The 20,050-nt window shown below is 59.8% G+C and carries 12 protein-coding genes; 2 read left to right on the top strand and 10 right to left on the bottom strand.

The genetic code is table 11. The annotated features are described in order from the left end of the window. Positions 1–33: 33 nt before the first annotated feature. Both AC1RMX_RS14970 and sohB read right to left on the bottom strand, forming a co-directional pair. Positions 34–4,914, bottom strand: coding sequence for a dermonecrotic toxin domain-containing protein (locus AC1RMX_RS14970; RefSeq protein WP_493072467.1), 4,881 nt, complete (start codon positions 4,912–4,914; stop codon positions 34–36). Positions 4,915–5,107: 193 nt separating this feature from the next. Beyond that, positions 5,108–6,130: a protease SohB gene (gene sohB, locus AC1RMX_RS14965; protein WP_096819966.1), complete on the bottom strand. Its 1,023-nt coding sequence runs from the start codon at positions 6,128–6,130 to the stop codon at positions 5,108–5,110. A gap of 205 nt (positions 6,131–6,335) precedes the next feature. Here sohB and AC1RMX_RS14960 point away from each other — a divergent pair, with 205 nt between their 5' ends. Next, entirely contained in the window at positions 6,336–7,046 is a 711-nt protein-coding gene (locus AC1RMX_RS14960; RefSeq protein ID WP_096819967.1) for a histidine phosphatase family protein, read from the top strand. Between the two features lie 48 nt (positions 7,047–7,094). Further along, a complete protein-coding gene (locus tag AC1RMX_RS14955; protein WP_085730743.1) occupies positions 7,095–7,412 on the top strand; it encodes an SCP2 sterol-binding domain-containing protein in 318 nt (105 codons plus the stop codon). Positions 7,413–7,464: 52 nt separating this feature from the next. Here the strand turns inward: AC1RMX_RS14955 and AC1RMX_RS14950 are convergent, their stop codons facing one another. The 8 genes from AC1RMX_RS14950 to AC1RMX_RS14915 all read right to left on the bottom strand — a co-directional run bounded on the left by AC1RMX_RS14950 (position 7,465) and on the right by AC1RMX_RS14915 (position 20,028). Continuing rightward, positions 7,465–9,048 carry an ABC transporter ATP-binding protein gene (locus AC1RMX_RS14950; protein ID WP_493072466.1) on the bottom strand — a complete coding sequence of 528 codons (1,584 nt, stop codon included), beginning with the start codon at positions 9,046–9,048 and terminating at the stop codon, positions 7,465–7,467. A 1-nt stretch (position 9,049) separates the two neighbouring features. Further along, positions 9,050–10,072: an ABC transporter permease gene (locus AC1RMX_RS14945; RefSeq protein WP_493072465.1), complete on the bottom strand. Its 1,023-nt coding sequence runs from the start codon at positions 10,070–10,072 to the stop codon at positions 9,050–9,052. Beyond that, positions 10,066–11,136, bottom strand: a complete 1,071-nt coding sequence (locus tag AC1RMX_RS14940; RefSeq protein WP_192558157.1) for a microcin C ABC transporter permease YejB — start codon at positions 11,134–11,136, stop codon at positions 10,066–10,068. Before AC1RMX_RS14940 ends, AC1RMX_RS14945 begins: the two co-directional genes overlap by 7 nt. Beyond that, positions 11,123–12,973 (bottom strand): extracellular solute-binding protein, encoded by a 1,851-nt coding sequence (locus AC1RMX_RS14935; RefSeq protein WP_493072464.1) that lies wholly within the window; start codon positions 12,971–12,973, stop codon positions 11,123–11,125. Before AC1RMX_RS14935 ends, AC1RMX_RS14940 begins: the two co-directional genes overlap by 14 nt. Before the next feature lie 114 nt (positions 12,974–13,087). Continuing rightward, complete coding sequence (locus tag AC1RMX_RS14930) at positions 13,088–15,742, bottom strand: TonB-dependent receptor (RefSeq protein WP_493072463.1); 2,655 nt, start codon at positions 15,740–15,742, stop codon at positions 13,088–13,090. Positions 15,743–15,860: 118 nt separating this feature from the next. Further along, complete coding sequence (locus tag AC1RMX_RS14925) at positions 15,861–16,364, bottom strand: RES family NAD+ phosphorylase (RefSeq protein WP_192558160.1); 504 nt, start codon at positions 16,362–16,364, stop codon at positions 15,861–15,863. After that, entirely contained in the window at positions 16,361–16,837 is a 477-nt protein-coding gene (locus tag AC1RMX_RS14920) for an antitoxin Xre/MbcA/ParS toxin-binding domain-containing protein (protein WP_096819974.1), read from the bottom strand. Before AC1RMX_RS14920 ends, AC1RMX_RS14925 begins: the two co-directional genes overlap by 4 nt. Positions 16,838–17,106: 269 nt before the next feature. Then, the gene (locus AC1RMX_RS14915; protein WP_493072462.1) at positions 17,107–20,028 is read right to left on the bottom strand and encodes a TonB-dependent receptor domain-containing protein; all 2,922 of its coding nucleotides are present in this window, start codon (positions 20,026–20,028) and stop codon (positions 17,107–17,109) included. Positions 20,029–20,050 lie beyond the last annotated feature (22 nt).

The raw sequence follows: 20,050 nt of genomic DNA, 5'->3' as shown, positions 1-20,050 counted from the left end.
CCGAGCCCGCAAACGCGGGCTCGGGGGCTCTGCTTATCCCTCTCTCGTTCCTAACCTGTTGGGCCCCGGTGTGACCGGCAAAGTCAGCCCCGGATGCCTCGCCAGTGCCGCGCTGGTCAGTTGTTTTCGCAGTTCCAGGCTTTCATTTCTGAAGTTGTCGAAGATCGTCGTCATTTGCTGACTGGCGGCCTCACGAGACAACCCGACCTGTGCCTCCAATCGCGAAAACGCTTGCGCACTTCGATCGAAAACGCTGATAAATGCATCCTGACGTGTCGTCAGCAAATACTCCGCCCAGAACTCCTGTCTGCTGACCGACTCAGTCAGTAGCACCGTCTGCTCGGCCCTGACGACCTCCAGATACGCGTGATCGATCTGCGCGTCGGTCACCTCGGTATCCAACGGTACATTCAGCTCTGTGGGTTGTGCTGGCAACGCCAGGCGCCGCGCCAGTCTCACTCGATAAATCAGGCTGACATCCAGCGCCTGACGTTGAGTGAAGGTCCCTGAGCGGGAACGTCGCGCAATATCGAGCAACGCTTGCTTTTCCACCTGCTGCAAACGGAACAACCCGCGCAACAGACGGACCAGGTCGCCTTCAAGTGTCTGTGTACCGGTGCGGGCCGCTGCCGCTGCCCGATAACACAGAACCCTGACCTCCAGATCGCTGAACAGCCCCGCAACATTGGGAGCACTGACCCAACCTGACCGGGCCATGCGAAACAGCGCTCGACGCAACGAATCATCCTCGCAGGCCGCCTCCAGCACATTCCACACCCGCTGCCCGAGCTGTTCGCGGGTTCGGGAGTAATCGGCCGTTTCACGCAGTTGCATGAGCACTTCAAAAAAATCCCGGGAGTCCCGCGCAGCCGACAGCGATGACAGCACCTGCTTCGCCCGGCCGATCTCCACCGCCGGCAGGCCGTTGACCCACCCGGCCCCCTCACGATCACCCGCCAATCGTACAGTGCGGGTGTATTCGGTGGTGATCACGCCGAGGCTTATACCTTGTGACTGCTGGTACGCAGCGATGTCTTTCAGGCTTGTCGCCGACAGCGGGTTGCCATCGATCGTGGTGCCCCGGTTCAGTACCGCGCGGGAGGTGAACACGGACGACGGGATATCGACGATCCTGTTGTTGCGCAAATCGAGAGACTCCAGATGCGCAAGCCCATCGGTGTTCCCGGGCCATTCGCTGATGCCGGTGTCACGCAGGTTCAGATGGCGCAAACTGCGCATCGCACTGACATCAGGCGTCTGCCCCAAAGTCGAGTTGAACCCAAGGTCCAGCGTGCGCAAATGCTGCTTGCCGCCCAGTTCCTGCATCGATCGCTCGGTCAGGCGAATACTGTTATTGCTCAGATCCAGCCCGGTCAGCGCCGGCATATCGCCGATCGCAAGAGGAATGCGCGTCAACCCGTTCCCTGACAGATTCAGCACCCGCAATCCGGAAAAGTTACGCAAAAATGTGTTCAAACCCGCACTGGCGCCAACGCCACTCATCTCCAAAGCGGTGATGTGGGCAAAATCACCAACGAGGGTCGGTATTTCCCCCAGCGGCGCTGCATCGAATGTCAGACTGTAGGTCGGATGACCCGAGTGCACGGAGTGGCGGGTTTCCTTGCGCCAGGCGCGCAAAATGGCTTGCATTGCCCGAGCCTTGCTATGGGTAGGCACCTTGATTCTCGGCCCCTCCTCTTCCTGATAATACGTATCGCGGTGAGTCCAGCGCTCCAGGGTTTCGACCATCGTCCTGTATTGCTCGCGCAGCCGCTCCAGCGATCTGATGACCAGGACTTCGTCGGTGCCCAGCGAGGTCACGAAACGTTTGAGCTGCGCGGGGGATTGGGCCGGATACAGCTCCTGTGCCCGACGTATGAGCACGGGAGATGTTCCCGATGCAGAACTCGAAGGAGCCGACTGCTGGACGAAGGCTTGCTCGATCCGACGATCCGCCAGGCCCATGGGTGAACGGTAATCGGCGCTCATCGGTTCAATTCCCAATACCTTGGCAAATGCCTCGCGACGCTGCAGTGCCGATACAGTGATTTTCTGCCGCAAGCCAGTGCCGTCGATGTCCTTGTCGACCCCGATGGCCTTGCGACTGTGGGCCGGCAAGCTTTCCCACAACGTCTGGAAAAAATTCGCCCGGGTGCGCGTCGGCTGACTGGAGATGACCGTGTGACGCGTGTCCTGGCCCTGATAGCGCTCGGCGTAGGCTTCGATCAGCACTTTGTGCGCGGCGTCACTCGGGCCGACGGTTGCCCGCTGATCGGCATACACACCCCAATCCAGAATTTCGACAAACACATCGCCAGGCCAGCCAGGCAAATGGGTCAACGTGTCGAGTATCAGCATGTCGGGATCGCGCCCGCAGGCCGCGTCCAGATACAACCCCTCATAGGCCCGGTTCAGACGCTGGATCTGCTGATAGCGCCGCGCCTCTTCGGCCAGGCGCAGCGGTACAGTGTCGGATTCCAGTTGCTCCCACTCGCGTACATCGGCATGTTGCACCAGTTCGTCGATAACACTGGCTGAAAGTCCCGGAAATGCCTTGACGATCGGCTCGTTTCTGGAAAGTTCGCAAATGTCGGCTCGCCGGAACAGCCGATCCATCATCGCCATGCGCATGCGCGGTGCCAGCGCGGCAATGTGACTGGCCAGTAGCGCCGTCTGGTTTTTCTGCTCCACGGTAACCGAACCCAGCAAACGCAAACGTTCACTGTCATTGAGCGCTGCCAACAGTGGTCTATGGAACAGTCCCTTGCTCAGCAGGTCCTCACTGATTTTCACCTGACGGGCCGCATTGCCTGCGCCATAGCGCGCCACTTCGTCGCCGGTGACGTCCTCCACAATAATTGCCATGTCTCGTGGCCAACGACCTGCCCCCGTCAGCAAATACAACTGCAGATCGGCGTCTGCCATGGGGGCAGACGCCGGTAAAGCCATCTGCTCCATGAACAACCCGACGTCAGTATCTGCGCGAAAACGCCTTACAGAATCCGACAGCGCCGCCATCGGCTTGCCGCGCTCGACAAACAGCTGCCGCATAACCGCCTCATCGATGCCACTGGCCGCGATGATTTGCAGCGCGCGAGTATCTGAAACCTTCTCTTCCCGGAATCCCAAACGACGGAACAGGGTCAAGGAGCTCCATTCGTGAGGCAACTCGGAATCGTGACGCCAGGCGCCCGCACCGTTGGTCTCTAGTAAAGGTGAATAGCGTTCGGGCAACTGCGGGTCATGCACCTCCCACAAGCCGGTGCCGGTTACCGGACGCACCGCGTACGCATCGGGCCCCAGCGGCAAATAGCGCTTGTCTGCGCGCCAGACCAACCCTTGTGCGTCGGCAGCAAGGTTGCTCGGCAAGGATTCACGATGACGGTAAGCCGTCATGTCCGGATTCCAAAGTCGATGCGACATCGCGCCAACCGGGACGCGCCGCAACCCCTGCATGAAACTCGACGAGCGTACGAGTCTATAGGCCTCGCCGGTGGCCACACCGCCAGCGGCGAAGCTCGCCATGAGGATCAGGTTCTCAAGGGTGTCAAACAGACAATCGGCGGCATGCTCCTGATCGCCGTGAGCCCAGCTGTCGATGCCCTCGTAAATCTCGCCGAGCAATTGCAGCCCGGCAACGGCGCACAGGACTTCACCGAGCACCGGCACAAAGGAGACAAAAAACAACAGCGTATTCAGTCCGATGGCTTTGTAGGTGTCCAGCCTGGCCAGACGGGTTTTCTCATCCTCATCGTCGGTGGGTACCACCAGCAAACGAGTGTCGGCCCGCACCTGCGCCGCGCGGTGCTGGAAGATGGCCAGAAACAGGTCCCGTTTTGCGTCACCTTCAAGATCGATGCCTGTCAGCGGCAGATAGGTCGAAGTAATGGGAAAATGGTTCGGCCTGACATTCAACAACCGCACACTCAGTCCGGTCAGGAAAAGTGAGCGATCTTGCATAGGGAGAAATCGCATGAAAAAACGTCGGAACTCGGAATTGCGTAAACGCCCGCTCAGCTCAAGCTCGAATTTCTGGAACGACGCATACTCTTTCAATGGGTGATCAGGATCGCCCGGCATATAGATCACACAACGGTAATCGTCTTCCTCTGGCTCGTCGATCAGGCCGATGAACATGGCGCCTCGAAGTTGCACACCGAGCATTTCAAGACTTTGATAGCCGAGCGTGTTTTTGCCCAGTTTGATCGAGGACTCCGAGTTCTTGATCGACTTGAGCATCTGATAAACATCGGCGCTTATGTGACCACGCATGTAGGCGATATGCCGATCAACATCGAATTGATCCCTGGAATAAGCGACAGATGTTTCCTGCAAACTGGCGAGTTGAGTGTCGCTGCCAAAAAAACCTTCCACATGTTTCTGGTATTGCTTGCCAAGATCCAGGTATCGGCAAAGTCTGGCGAACTCATGGGGCTGTATCGGCAAAACCCGGTTGGACCGCCCCGTTACTTTCTGCGGAACGTAGAGCAAAGAGCTCTCGTGATAGCTGCTGGCCAGGGTTTCAGACAACTCGAAATTTTCACAGGCCGCCGTCAACAGATCGCGATCGATCGGCAACACCAGTTTCTTTCGCAGCCCCAACAGACTTGACGTCGAGCGCACATGCTGAAAAATCGCCCCATCGACTTCGAAGGGTTCGCCCAGTTTCTCAGTCATGGCCTTGGCCAGAAGGGGTGTGCAAAAGCTCTGTGGGGATTTTAACGTCCGCAGCTTTTCCAGCGCGGCATGGCGTGATTTGAAACTGGCCTTGAAACTTTCATAGAGACCATTGCGCGCGACCTCTGACGATTCAAGCAGCCAGGCGGGCATCCGCTTTTTATACAACTCAAAGAAGACACCTTGTTGAGCTGGCGTCATGACGGGCAAACTTGATTGATTCTTTTCAACTTCCATGCTTAACAACTCTCATTCTGAAATGAACATTCAGAATAAAGTTGAAGCAACACTCAATACAGCGCGATTAGTTGATGTATTGCCGACTAAAATAACAACATTATGCGACGATAAAACATCTATATACCGCACTGACTTACGATAAAAGCGCTTCACGCTCGCGAGGCTGAAACCTCACGAGCGTACGCAACACTTACCAGAATCGTTGCTGGGTCAGCCGGCTCCACCAGCTCAGCAACACGCGATCCACCGAGCCGCTGGCCGCCATGCCGATACGCTCCTGCAGGCTTTTGCGTTCGGCATAGTGCAGGTGATAGACCTCGGACTGTTTGGCCCGCTCGGCCAGGTATTCGTCACTGGTCTTGAGCTCATCCACCAATTGCTTTTCCAGCGCCGCGATGCCGAGCCAGACTTCACCGGTGGCCACTTCGTCGATCGCCAGCTGTGGGCGATAACGCGCGACGAAGTTCTTGAACAGCTTATGGGTGATGTCCAGGTCTTCCTGGAATTTCTCCCGGCCCTTCTCGGTGTTTTCGCCAAACACGGTGAGGGTGCGCTTGTATTCGCCGGCGGTCAGCACTTCGAAATCGATGTCATGTTTTTTCAACAGGCGATTGACGTTCGGCAGCTGCGCAACCACCCCGATCGAGCCAAGAATGGCAAACGGCGCGCTGATGATCTTCTCGCCGATGCAGGCCATCATGTAGCCGCCGCTCGCCGCGACCTTGTCGATGCACACGGTCAACGGCACGCCGGCTTCACGGATGCGTGCCAGTTGCGACGAGGCCAGGCCATAGCTGTGAACCATGCCGCCGCCACTCTCCAGACGCAGGACCACTTCATCCTTCGGTGTAGCCAGGGTCAGCAGTGCGGTGATTTCGTGGCGCAGACTTTCGGTGGCCGACGCCTTGATGTCGCCATCGAAATCCAGCACGAATACCCGCGGTTTGGCGTCCGGGTTCTTCTTCTGTTTCTTCTCGGCCTTGGCCTCGCCCTTGCGCAAGGCCTTGAGCTGATCCTTGTCGAGCAGGGTCTGCTCCAGGCGCTCACGCAGGCCTTTATAGAAATCATTGAGCTTGTTGACCTGCAACTGGCCCGCAGACTTGCGTCGGCCCTTGCTGCGCAATGCAGCAAAACTGGCCAGCACCACCAGAATCGCGATGACCAGTGTCACGGTCTTGGCCAGGAAACTGGCGTATTCAGTCAAAAACTCCACAGTGACTCCTTCAAACGATGCGCAATTGCTTAACACGCGCGGGATACCCCCAGCATACCCATGCACTGCTTCGTCGGCCAGCCGTGAAACCTCTGGAAACAGGCCTGTAACGGGCATTTCAAACAAGCGTATGTTTTTTCATTGACAGCTCTCCGCCATCCCCATAACCTCGCCACAACCTTCAACGTACCGGGATGACGCGGACGTGGGCAGCATCTACTTGATTCGACATGGCCAGGCCTCCTTCGGTGCAGACGACTATGACGTCCTGTCGCCGACCGGTGTACGCCAGGCAGAGATCCTCGGCCGCCACCTCGCCGAGCTCGGCGTCAGCTTCGATCGCTGCCTGTCGGGCGATCTGCGCCGTCAGCAACACACGGCCAACAGCGCGCTGGAACAGTTCGCCGCCATCGGATTGCCGGTCCCTGCTCTGGAAATCGATTCGGCCTTCAACGAATTCGACGCCGACGCCGTGATCCGCGCCCTGCTCCCGGCCATGCTGCCCGAAGAACCCGAAGCGCTGGAGATCCTGCGCAACGCCGCACAGAACCGTGGCGAGTTCCAGCGCATCTTCGCCCTGATCATCGAACGCTGGCTGGCCGGCACCTACGACACGCCGGGGCTGGAAAGCTGGCTGGGCTTCGTCGAACGGGTCCAGGCCGGGCTGAACCGCCTACTCGATCAGGCCGACAACACCCAGAAAATCGCAGTGTTCACCTCGGGCGGCACCATCACCGCCCTGCTCCACCTGATTACGCAAATGCCTGCACGGCAGGCCTTTGAACTGAACTGGCAAATCGTCAACACCTCGCTCAACCAGCTGAAGTTCCGCGGTCGCGAGGTGGCTCTGGCTTCCTTCAACAGTCATGCACACCTGCAACTGCTGAAGGCCCCGGAACTCATCACTTTTCGCTGAGTCCGGATTACTGTGACCCTGCTGCAATCAACCAAAAAGGATCGAACCATGACCTCCGTAGCTGATGCCGTAAAAGCAATGCAAGCCAAGTTCAACCCAGCCGCTGCTGCCGGTCTGGATCTGATCTTCGGTTTCAACATCACTGACGAAGACAAGCACTACGCCCTGATCGTCAAAGACGGCACTTGCGACATCCAGGAAGGCGAAAACGCCGACGCCAACTGCACGCTCGTGCTGGACAGCGAAACCCTGAAAGGCATCGTCAGCGGCGAAACCGACGGCATGCAAGCCTTCATGGGCGGCAAGCTGCGCGTTGAAGGCGACATGATGCTGTCGATGAAACTGTCCGAGCTGTTCCCGGCATAAGTCGGCAGCCAGACTGCAAACAAATCCCGCCCCTGTGGCGGGATTTGTCGTTTCAGGCGCTCGAACCGGCAAACGAAGCCGCCAGCAACTCCCGCGTATACGGGTGTTTTGCCGAGCCGAACAACTCACCCGTTTCCCCTCGCTCCACCACCTCGCCATCCTTCATCACGATCAGGTCGTGGGCCAGTGCCCGCACTACCGCCAGGTCATGACTGATGAACAGATACGTCAGACCGTGTTCCTCCTGTAACCGGCGCAACAGCGCGACGATCTGTTTCTGCACCGTGCGATCCAGCGCCGACGTCGGCTCGTCGAGCAGGATCAGATCCGGCTTGAGCACCAACGCCCGGGCGATGGCGATGCGTTGTCGTTGCCCGCCGGAAAACTCGTGGGGATAGCGATGACGTGTCGCCGGATCGAGGCCCACCTCCCGCAAGACATCAATCACGGCCTGTTCACGTTCCCGCGCATTCATGTCGCTGTGCACCTGCAAACCCTCGGCGATGATCTGCTCCACGCACAAGCGCGGACTGAGGCTGCCGAACGGATCCTGAAACACCACTTGCAGGCGTTTGCGCAGCGGCCGTAGCTGCTTTCCGCTCAGGCCTTCCAGCGCCGTGCCTTCGAAACGGATGCTGCCGTCAGCCTCGATCAGCCGCAGGATCGCCTGGCCGAGGGTGGACTTGCCTGAGCCCGACTCACCGACAATCCCCAGGGTCCGACCCCGTTGCAGACTCAGATCGATACCGTTGACCGCATGCAGATACGACTTTGGGCGCAGCCAGCCGCCACCGAGTCGAAAGCGCACGTTGAGATCGCGCACTTGCAACAGTTCCTCCGACTTGTCCCGACACAGCGCCATGCCGCCGGGTTCGGCGTTAAGCAATTCAATACTGTAGGGATGCTGCGGTGCCCGGAACAATTGCTCGCAAGTAGCCTGTTCGACGATCTCGCCGCCGCGCATCACCGCGACACGCTGGGCAATGGTGCGCACCAGATTCAAGTCATGACTGATGATCAGCAACGCCATGCCCAGTCGCTGTTGCAGCTCTTTGAGCAACAGAAGAATCTTGCGCTGCACGGTGACATCGAGGGCGGTGGTCGGCTCATCGGCGATCAGCAATTGCGGCTCACATGCCAGTGCCATCGCGATCATCACTCGCTGCCGTTGCCCGCCGGAGAGCTGATGCGGATAAGCCTTCAGACGTTCACTTGGGCGTTGAATGCCCACCAGTTCCAACAGCTCCAGAATCCGTTTGCGCGCCGCCGCGCCTGCCAGACCTTTGTGCAGCGCCAGACTTTCGCCGAGTTGTCGCTCGATGCTGTGCAACGGGTTGAGCGAACTCATCGGCTCCTGAAAAATCATCGCAATGCGGTTACCACGCAGCTGTCGCAGATAACGCTCATGCACGCCCAGCAACTCTTCGCCGCCATAACGAATGCTGCCGTCAATGCGGGTGATGGCCGGGTCCAGCAGTTGCAGGATGCTGTGGGCCGTCACCGACTTGCCGGAACCGGACTCCCCCACCAGCGCCAGGCATTCACCCGGACGGATGTCGAGATCGATGCCGTGGACCACTTCCTGGCCTTTGAAGGCAACCCGCAGGTCGCGTATTTCGATCAAATGTTCACGCATATCAAGTCCTGGGGTCGAAGGCATCACGGCACGCTTCGCCGATGAATACGAGCAGTGAAAGAATCAGCGCGAGTGCAAAAAACGCTGTCAGGCCCAGCCACGGCGCTTGCAGATTGGTCTTGCCCTGACCGATCAATTCACCCAGCGACGCACTGCCCGCCGGCATGCCGAAGCCCAGAAAATCCAGCGCAGACAACGTTGCGATGGCTCCGGTGAGAATGAACGGCAGGTACGTCAGCGTCGCGCTCATGGCGTTGGGCAGAATGTGCCGCACGATCACCTGCGCGTCGCCGACGCCCAGTGCCCGCGCCGCTTTCACGTACTCGAGCCCACGGCTGCGCAGAAACTCGGCGCGCACCACATCGACCAGGCTCAGCCAGGAAAACAGCGCCATGATGCCCAGCAACCACCAGAAATTCGGCTCGACGAACCCGGACAGAATGATCAGCAGATACAACACCGGCAGCCCCGACCAGACCTCCAGCAAACGCTGTCCGATCAAGTCGACCCAACCGCCGTAGTAGCCCTGCAACGCACCGGCGGCGATGCCGATCAACACACTGGTCGCGGTCAGTGCCAAGGCAAACAGCAGTGACACCCGCGTACCGAAAATCACCCGCGCCAGCACATCCCGCGCCTGATCATCAGTGCCCAGCCAGTTCTCACCGGTGGGAGGGCTCGGTGCCGGTTCCGTGAGGTCGTAATTGACCGTGTCGAAACCGAAGGGGATCGGCGCAAACCACATCCGCCCGCCCTGCCCCTCGATCAGCTCGCGAACCTGGGCGCTGCGATAGTCAGGCTGAAACGGCAACTCGCCGCCGAAGTCCTGTTCGGTGTAACGCTTGAACGCCGGAAAATACCAACCGCCCTGGTAGCTCACCAACAGCGGTTTGTCGTTGGCGACCAGCTCGCCGCCAAGGCTCAATCCGAAGAGTGCGAGAAACAGCCACAACGACCACCAGCCGCGCCGATGAGCCTTGAACCGCGCCCAACGGCGCTGTCCGATGGGAGATAACGTCAGCATCGGGCGGTCCTCGCAGAGAAGTCGATGCGCGGGTCGACCAGCGTGTAGCACAGGTCACCGAGCAGTTTTATCAAGAGTCCGAACAGGGTGAAGATGAACAGCGAACCGAACACCACCGGGTAATCCCTCGACACTGCCGCCTCGTAACTGAGGCGCCCGAGGCCATCGAGGGAAAAAATCACCTCGATCAGCAGCGAGCCGCCGAAGAACACGGTCACCAGCGCCTGAGGCAACCCGGCGACCACCAACAGCATCGCATTGCGAAACACGTGTCCGTACAACACCTGTCGCTCACTCAACCCCTTGGCCCGGGCCGTGACCACGTACAGCCGCGAGATCTCGTTGAGGAAGCTGTTCTTGGTCAGGATCGTCAGCGTCGCGAATCCACCGATCACCAACGCGCTGACCGGCAACACCAGATGCCAGAAGTAATCCGCCACCTTGCCCCACGGCGTCAGCTCGGCGAAGTTGTCCGAGACCAGCCCGCGCACCGGAAACCAGTCCAGCGCCGTGCCGCCGGCAAACACCACGATCAACAACAGGGCGAACAGAAAGCCCGGCATCGCGTAACCGATGATGATCGCCGCGCTGCTCCAGACATCGAACGCCGAACCGTTGTGCACGGCCTTGCGGATGCCCAGCGGGATCGACACCAGATAGGTGATCAACGTCGCCCACAGCCCCAGCGACAAGGTCACCGGCAATTTCTGCCAGATCAATTCCGTCACCGTCGCGCCACGAAAGAAACTCTTGCCGAAATCCAGCTGCGCGTAGCTCTTGAGCATCAGCCACAAGCGCTCGCTGGCGGGTTTATCGAACCCGTACTGACGCTCGATATCGGCCACCAGTTTCGGGTCCAGGCCACGGGTCGCGCGGGACTCGCCGCCAATGGTTTCGACATGACTTGCACCCACTGCCCCACCAACACCGATCCCTTGCAAACGGGCGATGGCTTGCTCGACCGGACCACCGGGCGCAGCCTGCACGATCACGAAGTTCACCAACAGAATCGCCAACAAGGTCGGCACGATCAGCAGCAGACGCCGCAGGCTATAACCCCACATGGGCCAACTCCTTTTGCTGTTTTTGCGCCTGAGTGGCGGTCAACGCCGTCGGACTGATTTCCCACCAGGTATCCAGGCCAGCGTCGTACAGCGGCGCAATCGCCGGCCGGCCGAAACGGTTCCACCACACCGTGGAAATACCCGGTGGGTAATAGTTGGGAATCCAGTAGTAGCCCCACTGCAACACCCGGTCCAGCGCACGGGCATGGCGCAACAGACTCGCGCGGCTGTCGGCCTGCACCACGCCTTCGAGCAACGCATCCACCGCCGGATCACGCAGCACCATGTAGTTGTTGGAACCCGGATCATCGGCGCCGTCGGAGCCGAAGTAATTGAACATTTCGCGCCCTGGTGCCTGGCTCACCGGATAACCGACGACGATCATGTCGTAGTCGCGATTGCGCACGCGGTTGGTGTATTGCGCGGTGTCGACCTGACGAATATCGAAGCCGATGCCGATCTGCGCCAGGTTGCGTTTGAACGGCAGCAACAAGCGCTCGAAACCTTTCTGGCCGTTGAGAAAGGTGAATTGCAGCGGCTCGCCGGCAGCGTTGACCAACTGATCACCACGGGGTTTCCAACCGGCAGCCTCCAGCAGTTTCAGCGCCTGCAACTGTTGCGCGCGGATGTTGCCGCTGCCGTCGGTGCGCGGCGCCTCGAACACCTGACTGAACACCTCATCGGGGATCTTGCCGCACAAGGGTTCGAGGATTTTCAGTTCTTCGGCGTCCGGCAATTCAGTGGCTGACAGCTCGCTGTGGGAGAAGTAACTGCGCTGGCGCAGGTACATGCTGCGCATCATCTGCCGATTGCTCCATTCGAAATCCCAGAGCATGGCGATCGCTTGGCGCACCCGGCGATCCTGAAACATCGGTTTCTGCAGGTTGAACACGAAACCCTGAGCGCCTTGAGCGGCACCGGGAGCGAGGTGTTCGCGTAACAGTTTGCCCTGCTCCAGCGCTGCGCCGGCATAACCGATGGTGTAACTGGTGGCGGAGAACTCGCGGTTGTAATCGAAGCCGCCGGCCTTGAGCACTTGCCGCGATACGTCGGTGTCGGCGAAGAACTCCACACTCAACTGATCGAAGTTGTAGAGCCCGCGGCTGATTGGCAGATCCTTGCCCCACCAGTCCTGAACCCGCTGGAATTTGACACTGCGACCGGCATCCACCGCACTGACCCGATAGGGGCCGCTGCCGGGCGGAATCTCGAAACCAGCGCCTTCGGCAAAGTCCCGGGTGCGCCACCAATGCTCGGGCAGCACGGGCAGCACCGCCAGATCCAGCGGCAACGTGCGGCTGTCGTTGTTCTTGAACACGAAGCGCACCTGGGTTGGCGACTCGACCTGCACTTCGGCGACATCCCGAAACTGCTGCCGATACTTCAGGCTGCCCTGTGTGGTGAACAGCTCGAAGGTGTAGCGCACGTCCTCGGCCGTGATCGGCGTGCCGTCATCGAAACGCGCCGCTGGATTGAGATAGAAGCGCACCCAGCGCCGATCCGTGTCCAGTTCCATGCGTTGCGCCACCAGGCCGTAGACGCTGTAGGGCTCATCCTTGCTGCGATAAGCCAGTGGCGCGTAGAGCCAGCCATCGATCTCGGCGACGCCGGTGCCTTTTTCGACATAGGGAATCAGGTGATCGAACGGACCGCTTTCCAGCGAAGAACGCCGCAGGCTACCGCCCTTGGGGGCGTCGGGGTTGGCGTAGGCCAGGTGCTGGAAGTCCGGGGCGTACTTCGGAGCTTCGCCGTAGACCGTGAGGGCATGTTGAGGCTGCGCAAATATCGCCGGGCTCAGAACAAGACATACGCCCAGCAAAGTGAGTCTGGAAAACATGGGCAGATCCTTTAACCGCGTACCTGCCTACCTTTGATGTGCAGCGGGCAGGCATTTTTTATAGGGCCGGTTTTAGAACGATCGGTTACTAAAACCGGCACCGACTGGTCACTCTCAGAACTTGTAGTTGACCCGCGTGAACAGCGTCCGCCCGAACGGATCGCCGTACTTCGGGTCGTAGCCGCTCTGGAACGTGTAGGTCTGGTTGCTGAATGGCGGCTCGCGGTCGAACAGGTTCTTCACCCCCAGCGTCACGGCCAGGGTCTTGCGCCAGGTGTAGGTACCGGCCACGTCCCAGACGTTGTAGGAGCCAACATAGTCGTGGGTCTCACGATCCGAGTCGTGATAACCGCTGGTGTAGCGGTTGGTCAGGCTTGCGCCGAACGGGCCGTAGTTCCAGCTGCCGGTCAGGCTGTGACGCCAGCGGGCCACGGCACCGGCCGAAGCAAAGTCGCCGCCGCGAAAATCGCCGAGTTTGTCGATGTAGTCGCCCTTGAGTTGCTGCTGATACTCGTAACGACTGACATAGGTCCCTTGCAGACCGATGCCGAAATCGCCGTAGGACGTGCTCGGCAGGCGATAGTCGAAGCTCACGTCGACGCCGTTGGTCTTGATCTTGCCCAGGTTGGCCAGTCCCGTGACGATGTGATCGATGGAGCCATCAGGCTTGCGGATTAAACGATCCGGGTACAGTTCCGGGTTTTCGAACACCGCCGACTCAGGGAATTCGGCGATCTGGTTGGCGATGTTGATCCACCAGAAATCCAGCCCGGTGGTCAGGCGATCGAACGGCTGATACACGAAGCCGAGGGTGACGTTGCGCGCCGTCTCCGGGCTCAGGTCCGTGTTACCGCCCGTGGTCCGGTTGAACTGCTGGGCGCAGTCTCGGTTGGCGATCCCGCCATTGCTCGGATTACCCCCGGCGCACAGGCGCGGGTCGTTGTAGTTGGCGTTGGTGAAGGTGGTGAAGTTCGGGTTATAGAGTTCATACAGCGACGGCGCGCGGAAACCTTCACTATAGGCGCCGCGAACCACCAGCTCCTTGAACGGCTGGAAGCGGAACGAGTATTTCGGGTTGGTGGTGCTGCCGAAATCGCTGTATTTGTCGTGGCGCACGGCGGCGGACAGTTCCAGGCTGTCGAGCACCGGCACGTTGACCTCGGCGTACTGCGCCGAGACGCTGCGGTCCCCGGTGACGCTGGCATTGGGGTCAACGCCCAGGCTCTGCACATCGGCCGCGAACTGGGCGAAATCCTGATGGAAGTCTTCCTTGCGGTACTCGCCACCCAGTGCCAGCGCCGAAGGGCCTGCGCCAAACCAGTCACCAATCTCGCGGCTGACACGGCCATCAATCGCCTTCACCCGGCCAACAGCTGTTCCGTAATCGCCGTCCACCGCGTTGGCCGCCAGCAACGCGGAACCTGCAGCCGTCTGCGGGCCGAACGGGTTGATCACGCCATTGGCAATGCCCTGGCTGACAGCCCGGTCGTTCACATAACCGCTACGGATGGTATTGACCACTTTGTTCTGGTTGTACGAGGCACCGACGTTGTAGTCCCAACCGACGAGCGTGCCGTCGAAGCTCAGCAGCAGGCGCTGACCCGTGTTGTCGTCCTCATGCTGGCGAGCACCGACAGCGGTTTCGCGCCAGTTCACGTCTACCGGTTGCGTTGGATCAAGGGCAAAACCGCTCGGCCCCGGGGTGATGCCGTTGCCCGGATAAAACGCAGTACCAGGATTGACCTGATTGCCCATCAACGTACCGGGGCCGATCTGGGTGCGGTTTTCGTTGCGCGCCCAGAAGTATTCGAGGCTGACGTTGTGATCGTCCGACAGCTTGCCGGTGGCTTTGGCGAAGGCCGACGTCTTTTCGGTTTCCGGCACCAGATCGAGGTAATTCCACAGGCTCTGGCGGCAGATACCGTTACGCGACAGCAGGCCCGGTGCATTGCAACCGGAACCGGCCAATGGGTTGGTGGCGTTGCTGCCCTGGCTCCAGTTGGCCGGCGACGCCGTGCCGGAGGTGTAATCCAGCCCTCGCCCCGGCTGGTAGTTGTAGGTGTAGGCGCGATCTTCGGCGGCCAGCCGTTGCTGCTTGTCGTAACTCACAACACCGAAGACGTTGAAGCGATCGTCCTGCAAATCTCCAAAACCCCAACTGCCGCTGAAGTTGCGGCTTTCACCGCCACCGGAATGGGTCGGCGTGTCGTAGTTGGTGCTGATCTGACCTTCGGTGAGGCTGGTCTTGGTGATGAAGTTGATCACCCCGCCGATGGCATCGGTGCCGTACAACGCCGAAGCACCGTCGCGCAGCACTTCAACCCGGTCGATGGCGGCGAACGGGATGGTATTGAGATCCACGCCGGAGCCGTTGATGGCGTTGGTCGCGTTGTTGCTCAAGCGTCGACCATTCAGCAACACCAGGGTCTTGTTCGGGCCAATGCCTCGCAGGTCAGCGTAAGACGCCCCGCCGCTGCTCGAACCCACCGAACGTCCAGAGCCCACGGAAGACTGGTTGGCAGAAATGCGATTGACCAGCTCTTCTGTGGTCGTCACACCTTGCCTCTGCAATTCTTCGACCCGGAGGATGGTGACCGGCACCGCTGTTTCGGCATCGACTCGGCGGATCGCGGTACCAGTGACTTCAACCCGTTGCAGTTGGGTGGTCGGCTCTGTAGCACTGCTGTCGGCGGCAATCGCCGGCAATGTGTTGATCGCCAGCAGCAAGGCTAGGCTCAACGGGGATTTAACGGGTGAAAATCGAATCATGAACAGCCATCCCTGCGTTTTGGTTTATGCAGGGATGTGCGATGGCAGATGGCGATTTATAGGGCGCGATTTAGACCGTTGGGTGCTGAGGTTATGCAAAAAAAGGCATGTGGATTGCTCAGGCCAGTTCTGCATCCCTCAGCAATCGTGTATCCAGCCCGAACCGCTCTTGCGAGACCATCCTGAATTGCCCTTCCGCCAAATCGCAGCTCACCAGCAAGTTCCACGAATGCCGGGTGGCTGCCGAGGGGATCAGTACGAACGGATGCTCGGCGAGCAATGCATCGGCAAAATCCTGCTGGTTAGGCGAAGACTGTGCCGGGCTCATCCAGTAAGGGTTGGGCAGCTCCTCGGGTTGCACGATTTTCACAAGTGCCTCACTGATCACCTCAAAGCACGTCAGCACATAGGGACTTTTATCCAGTGCGTTAAAACTCCCATGAGCTGCCACCTCCAGAATGGCGGTAGAGGGATCGATCGAGGCATAAACGACACGCCGGCCGGGCCGGTTCCATCGGCCACCCTGCAGTTCCGAACCAATACCGCTGTCCCAGGTGCATCGATAAACCTCAGGGTCCAGCCGCCACGCGTACCAACGGTCGTCCCAAGGCAACGGGTTCATTGATAAACCCCGTATTTGATTCGGTGCAGATAAGCATCGACCGATTGATACCCCAAAGAGCTCTCAATCAATGCGACGGGTCTGTAACCGTTTAACCATTTGGTTGCCTTGTTCAACCATTCCTCGGCGCTCGACTGATCGTGGAACACCTCGATGGCGGACTCCAGAGCGTGCGCATACTGGAAGGCGATCATGCTCTGCTGGCGGCTCAGGCGCGTAGGCTCGTCGCTGTTAAGCAAGCGCCGTACGGTTCTGACGGACCTTCCGGTGATGAGCTGCACAAGTTCGCTTTCCCGGTACAGCTCAGACGTTGAAATCATGTTGACGACGTCACGCAGATCAAAGCCTTCCAGCGCATAACGGATGATGTACATGGTGTCCCTGTCCCATATCCGGCCATGCAGCAACAACTCCACGGGTTTGCCCTCGACTCTCTTCAGCCCGGTGAGCCGGGGTGCTTTTGTCTGGGGCATGGGAGCACCCTCCGTAGGGCACCTGGCGTGATCGGCACGCCAGAAATCACGAGGGGAATAAGTAGAGTTTTCGTGCTCGAGATGTGCGGTTCGCATAATCCATCCAATGTCAGGGGCCCGAGCGTTCAGGCCGGTCAGTGACTTCATGTCACGACCGATGCTATAGGCCCCGCTTCCGACGGCCAACCTTAAAAAGTCGTCGGAAATATCCCTGCTTTCACTCAAAATCCGGCAACTTCCGTAGGACGTTGCCGAGCGTCATTCCCTACTCAACTCCCGAAGTGATAACTCACATCCAGCCACCACTGACGACCGTAAGGGTCGTAGTTGCCCGTCGGGTAATACGGCCAGCCTGCCGAGTCGTCATGTTTGACCTGATTGAGCACGTTGTTCACGGTCAGCCCGACGCTTGCCCGGTCGTTCAAGCGATAGCGCGCACTGGCATTGAACACCGTCCACGGCGACAGACGCCCGTCACCCGCGCCGTTGGTGACCGAGCCATAGCGAATGCCCATCAGCGTCGCCGTGGCCTTCTGATAGTCCCAGGTCAGGCTGGCGTTGACCTTGCTGCGCCAGTCGTAGTTGGTGCGCGAAGTGCGCCAGTCCTGGGTCGGGGCTTCATCCGATTCCTTGTAGAAGTGCGACAGCACCAGGGTGTAGCCCAGCGCCGAACTGAACGCGCCGTACTGGCCCGCGCCCCAGCGAATGTTGCTCTTGAAATCGAGACCGCTGACCCGCTCGCTCGCCGCGTTGATCGCATTCACCCGCACTCGCTGCAACTGGTTGGGATCAATGGCGGCATTGCCGGGATTGCGGTCAACACGCGCGAGGGTCGACTGGCAGTTGGCCGAGTTGATGTCCTGGGTGCCGTTGCGGCATTCGTTCTCCTGCTGCAACAGGCGGTTTTCGTCGACGGTGGTCAGCAGGTCATCGATTTCCACGCGCCAGAAGTCGGTGGAGAAATCGAAGTTGCGCGACGGCGACCAGACAAAACCGTAGGTCCACGACTTGCCGCGTTCGGATTCCAGGTCCGCCGTGCCGCTTTGTGTGTAGTCGACCCGGCCACGATCACACGCGCCCGCCACGCCCTGGCTGCAACCGTAATAATCGATCTGCGCCGGGTAGTAACCGTTGCTGTCGGACTGGTAGATGTAGTTCAAGTCCGGAGCGCGGAAACTGGTGCCGTAGCTGCCGCGCAGCAACAGGCTGGTGACCGGTCGCCATTCGATACCGAGGTTGTAGGTTTTCTGCTGTTCGCTGCGCCCGCTGAATTTGTATTGGTCCCAGCGCCCCGCCGCCGTCGCCAGCACCGTGTCGGTCACCGGAATGCTGAACTCACCACCCGCCGCGTATCGCTTGCGCGAACCGCCGGAGCTTTGCGCCGGCGTCACGCCATAGAAACTGCCGTCGTTGAGGCTGTCGTCCGGGTCGATGCGGTATTCCTGTTTACCGGCTTCCAGTACGCCGGCAAATCCGACCGGGCCGGCCGGCAGGTCAAACAGATCGCCATTGACCGAGGCGTTGTAACTGGTGGACACCGACTTGCTGCTCTGGGTCAGGTTGCCGCGAAACTGCTCCCACTCTTGAGGCGTCAATGGCCGGTCGAGGCGCGAGGCGTCCGGGGAAAATACCGGGTAGCCGCCGCGCGTACCGAGCTGCGGGCCGAGATAGAAATCCTGGATCGACGACAGCGGCGTATAGCGTGTGGTGCGCACGCTTTTATATTCCGAGCGATTGGCCGCCAGATCATAGTGCCAGCCGGTGTCGGCGATCTTGTCCGACAGCCCCAGCGTGCCGGTCCACGAGGTGTCGCGCCACTTGCTGTTGTTACTGGTGCGCCCGCCGATTTCTTCTTCACCGAAACGGCGATACCAACGTTCCAGATTGCCGCTGTTCTGGTTGATGAAGTCCGGCGAGGTGAAGGTCGGGCCACGGGTGTTGTTCTGAATGTGGTCGAGGCCATACATCAGATCAGCGAACACCTGGCCGCTATCGCTGAAATGCCAGGTGCCGCGGGTGTAGCCGTCGTAGTTTTCCTTTTGCGTCTGGATCGTCCAGTAATCGTTGTACATCTGGTCGGTGCGGCAGCGCCCGCCGCTGTTGAACAGTTTGTTGTCGAACGTGCCTTGATAAGCGCCGCAGCCCGGCCCCAGATAACGGTTGTTGCTCAAGTCGCGGCGGTAACCGACATCCGCCAACGGCCCGCTCTGCATGAAACCTCGGTCATCGGCCCAGATCGGATCACGATTGGTCAGCTCAAGCCCGAACAAACCATCGAAGTCGCCCCAGCTGCCGCCGCCGCTGATCTGCAACCGCTGATTGTCACCGCCGCCGCGCTCGCTGGTGCCGCCCTTGAGGTTGACGTCGACGCCATTCATTTTGTCCTTGAGGATGATGTTCACCACCCCGGCAATCGCATCCGAACCGTAGATCGCCGAGGCGCCGCTGCTGAGCACTTCGATGCGGTCGATGATCGCCGACGGAATGTTCGCAAGATTGGTGAAGTTGACCTTGCCGTCGTACGGCGTCGGGTAATCGGCAACCCGCCGGCCATTGATCAGCACCAGCGTGTGGTTGGGCCCCAGGCCGCGCAGGTTGAGGGCGCTGGCGGCCGGTTGCCAGGTGTTGCCGTAATCTTCGCCCTGGGTCATGCCGGTGTTTTGCGTCTGCGTGGCGAGCGCGTCGTAGACGTTCTTGTAGCCCCGCGCTTCCATTTCTTCGTGGGTGATGACATTGACCGGCGTCGCGCCATCGCTCTGGGCACGGGCGATCCGCGAGCCGGTGACCGTGACTTTTTCCATGCGGTAATCGGCGTTGCTGGCAGGTGCCACGACGGCAGCCTTGACCGGTGCGGCGCTCGTTACCTCGGCCTGGCGAATGCTCAAACCCTGAGTGCCCTGCTCGACTTGCAGACCGCTGCCAAGCAACGCCTTCTCCACCGCCTGCCGGCCGCCCAACGCACCGCGCACGGCACCGCTGCGCTTGCCCTGCACCAGATTCTGGCTGAAGGAAATCGGCACGCCGGTCTGACGCGAGATGTCCAGCAGCACCTCGTCGAGGGCTCCTGCGGCGATGTCGAAAGTAAAGACCTGAGTGGCGGCGTCTTGCGCCAATACGGCCGAAGGAACGATGCCCATCGCCAGCGCGGCGGCCAGCGTCAGGCGGGGTAATTGTTGTTTGAATGAGAACATCGAGGGGCTTCCCTGTTGAAGG

This window comes from Pseudomonas sp. GW822-FHT03F04 (genome assembly GCF_058801405.1).
Note: the sequence above shows the minus strand (reverse complement) of the source record. Positions and strands in the feature narration are given on the sequence as shown.

Bases quoted from the DNA above. Each gene is read 5' to 3' on its own strand.
- AC1RMX_RS14970 (WP_493072467.1), bottom strand. From the start codon at position 4,914: ATGGAAGTTGAAAAGAATCAATCAAGTTTGCCCGTCATGACGCCAGCT.
- AC1RMX_RS14955 (WP_085730743.1), top strand. From the start codon at position 7,095: ATGACCTCCGTAGCTGATGCCGTAAAAGCAATGCAAGCCAAGTTCAAC.
- AC1RMX_RS14950 (WP_493072466.1), bottom strand. From the start codon at position 9,048: ATGCGTGAACATTTGATCGAAATACGCGACCTGCGGGTTGCCTTCAAA.
- AC1RMX_RS14945 (WP_493072465.1), bottom strand. From the start codon at position 10,072: ATGCTGACGTTATCTCCCATCGGACAGCGCCGTTGGGCGCGGTTCAAG.
- AC1RMX_RS14940 (WP_192558157.1), bottom strand. From the start codon at position 11,136: ATGTGGGGTTATAGCCTGCGGCGTCTGCTGCTGATCGTGCCGACCTTG.
- AC1RMX_RS14935 (WP_493072464.1), bottom strand. From the start codon at position 12,973: ATGTTTTCCAGACTCACTTTGCTGGGCGTATGTCTTGTTCTGAGCCCG.
- AC1RMX_RS14930 (WP_493072463.1), bottom strand. From the start codon at position 15,742: ATGATTCGATTTTCACCCGTTAAATCCCCGTTGAGCCTAGCCTTGCTG.
- AC1RMX_RS14925 (WP_192558160.1), bottom strand. From the start codon at position 16,364: ATGAACCCGTTGCCTTGGGACGACCGTTGGTACGCGTGGCGGCTGGAC.
- AC1RMX_RS14920 (WP_096819974.1), bottom strand. From the start codon at position 16,837: ATGCCCCAGACAAAAGCACCCCGGCTCACCGGGCTGAAGAGAGTCGAG.
- AC1RMX_RS14915 (WP_493072462.1), bottom strand. From the start codon at position 20,028: ATGTTCTCATTCAAACAACAATTACCCCGCCTGACGCTGGCCGCCGCG.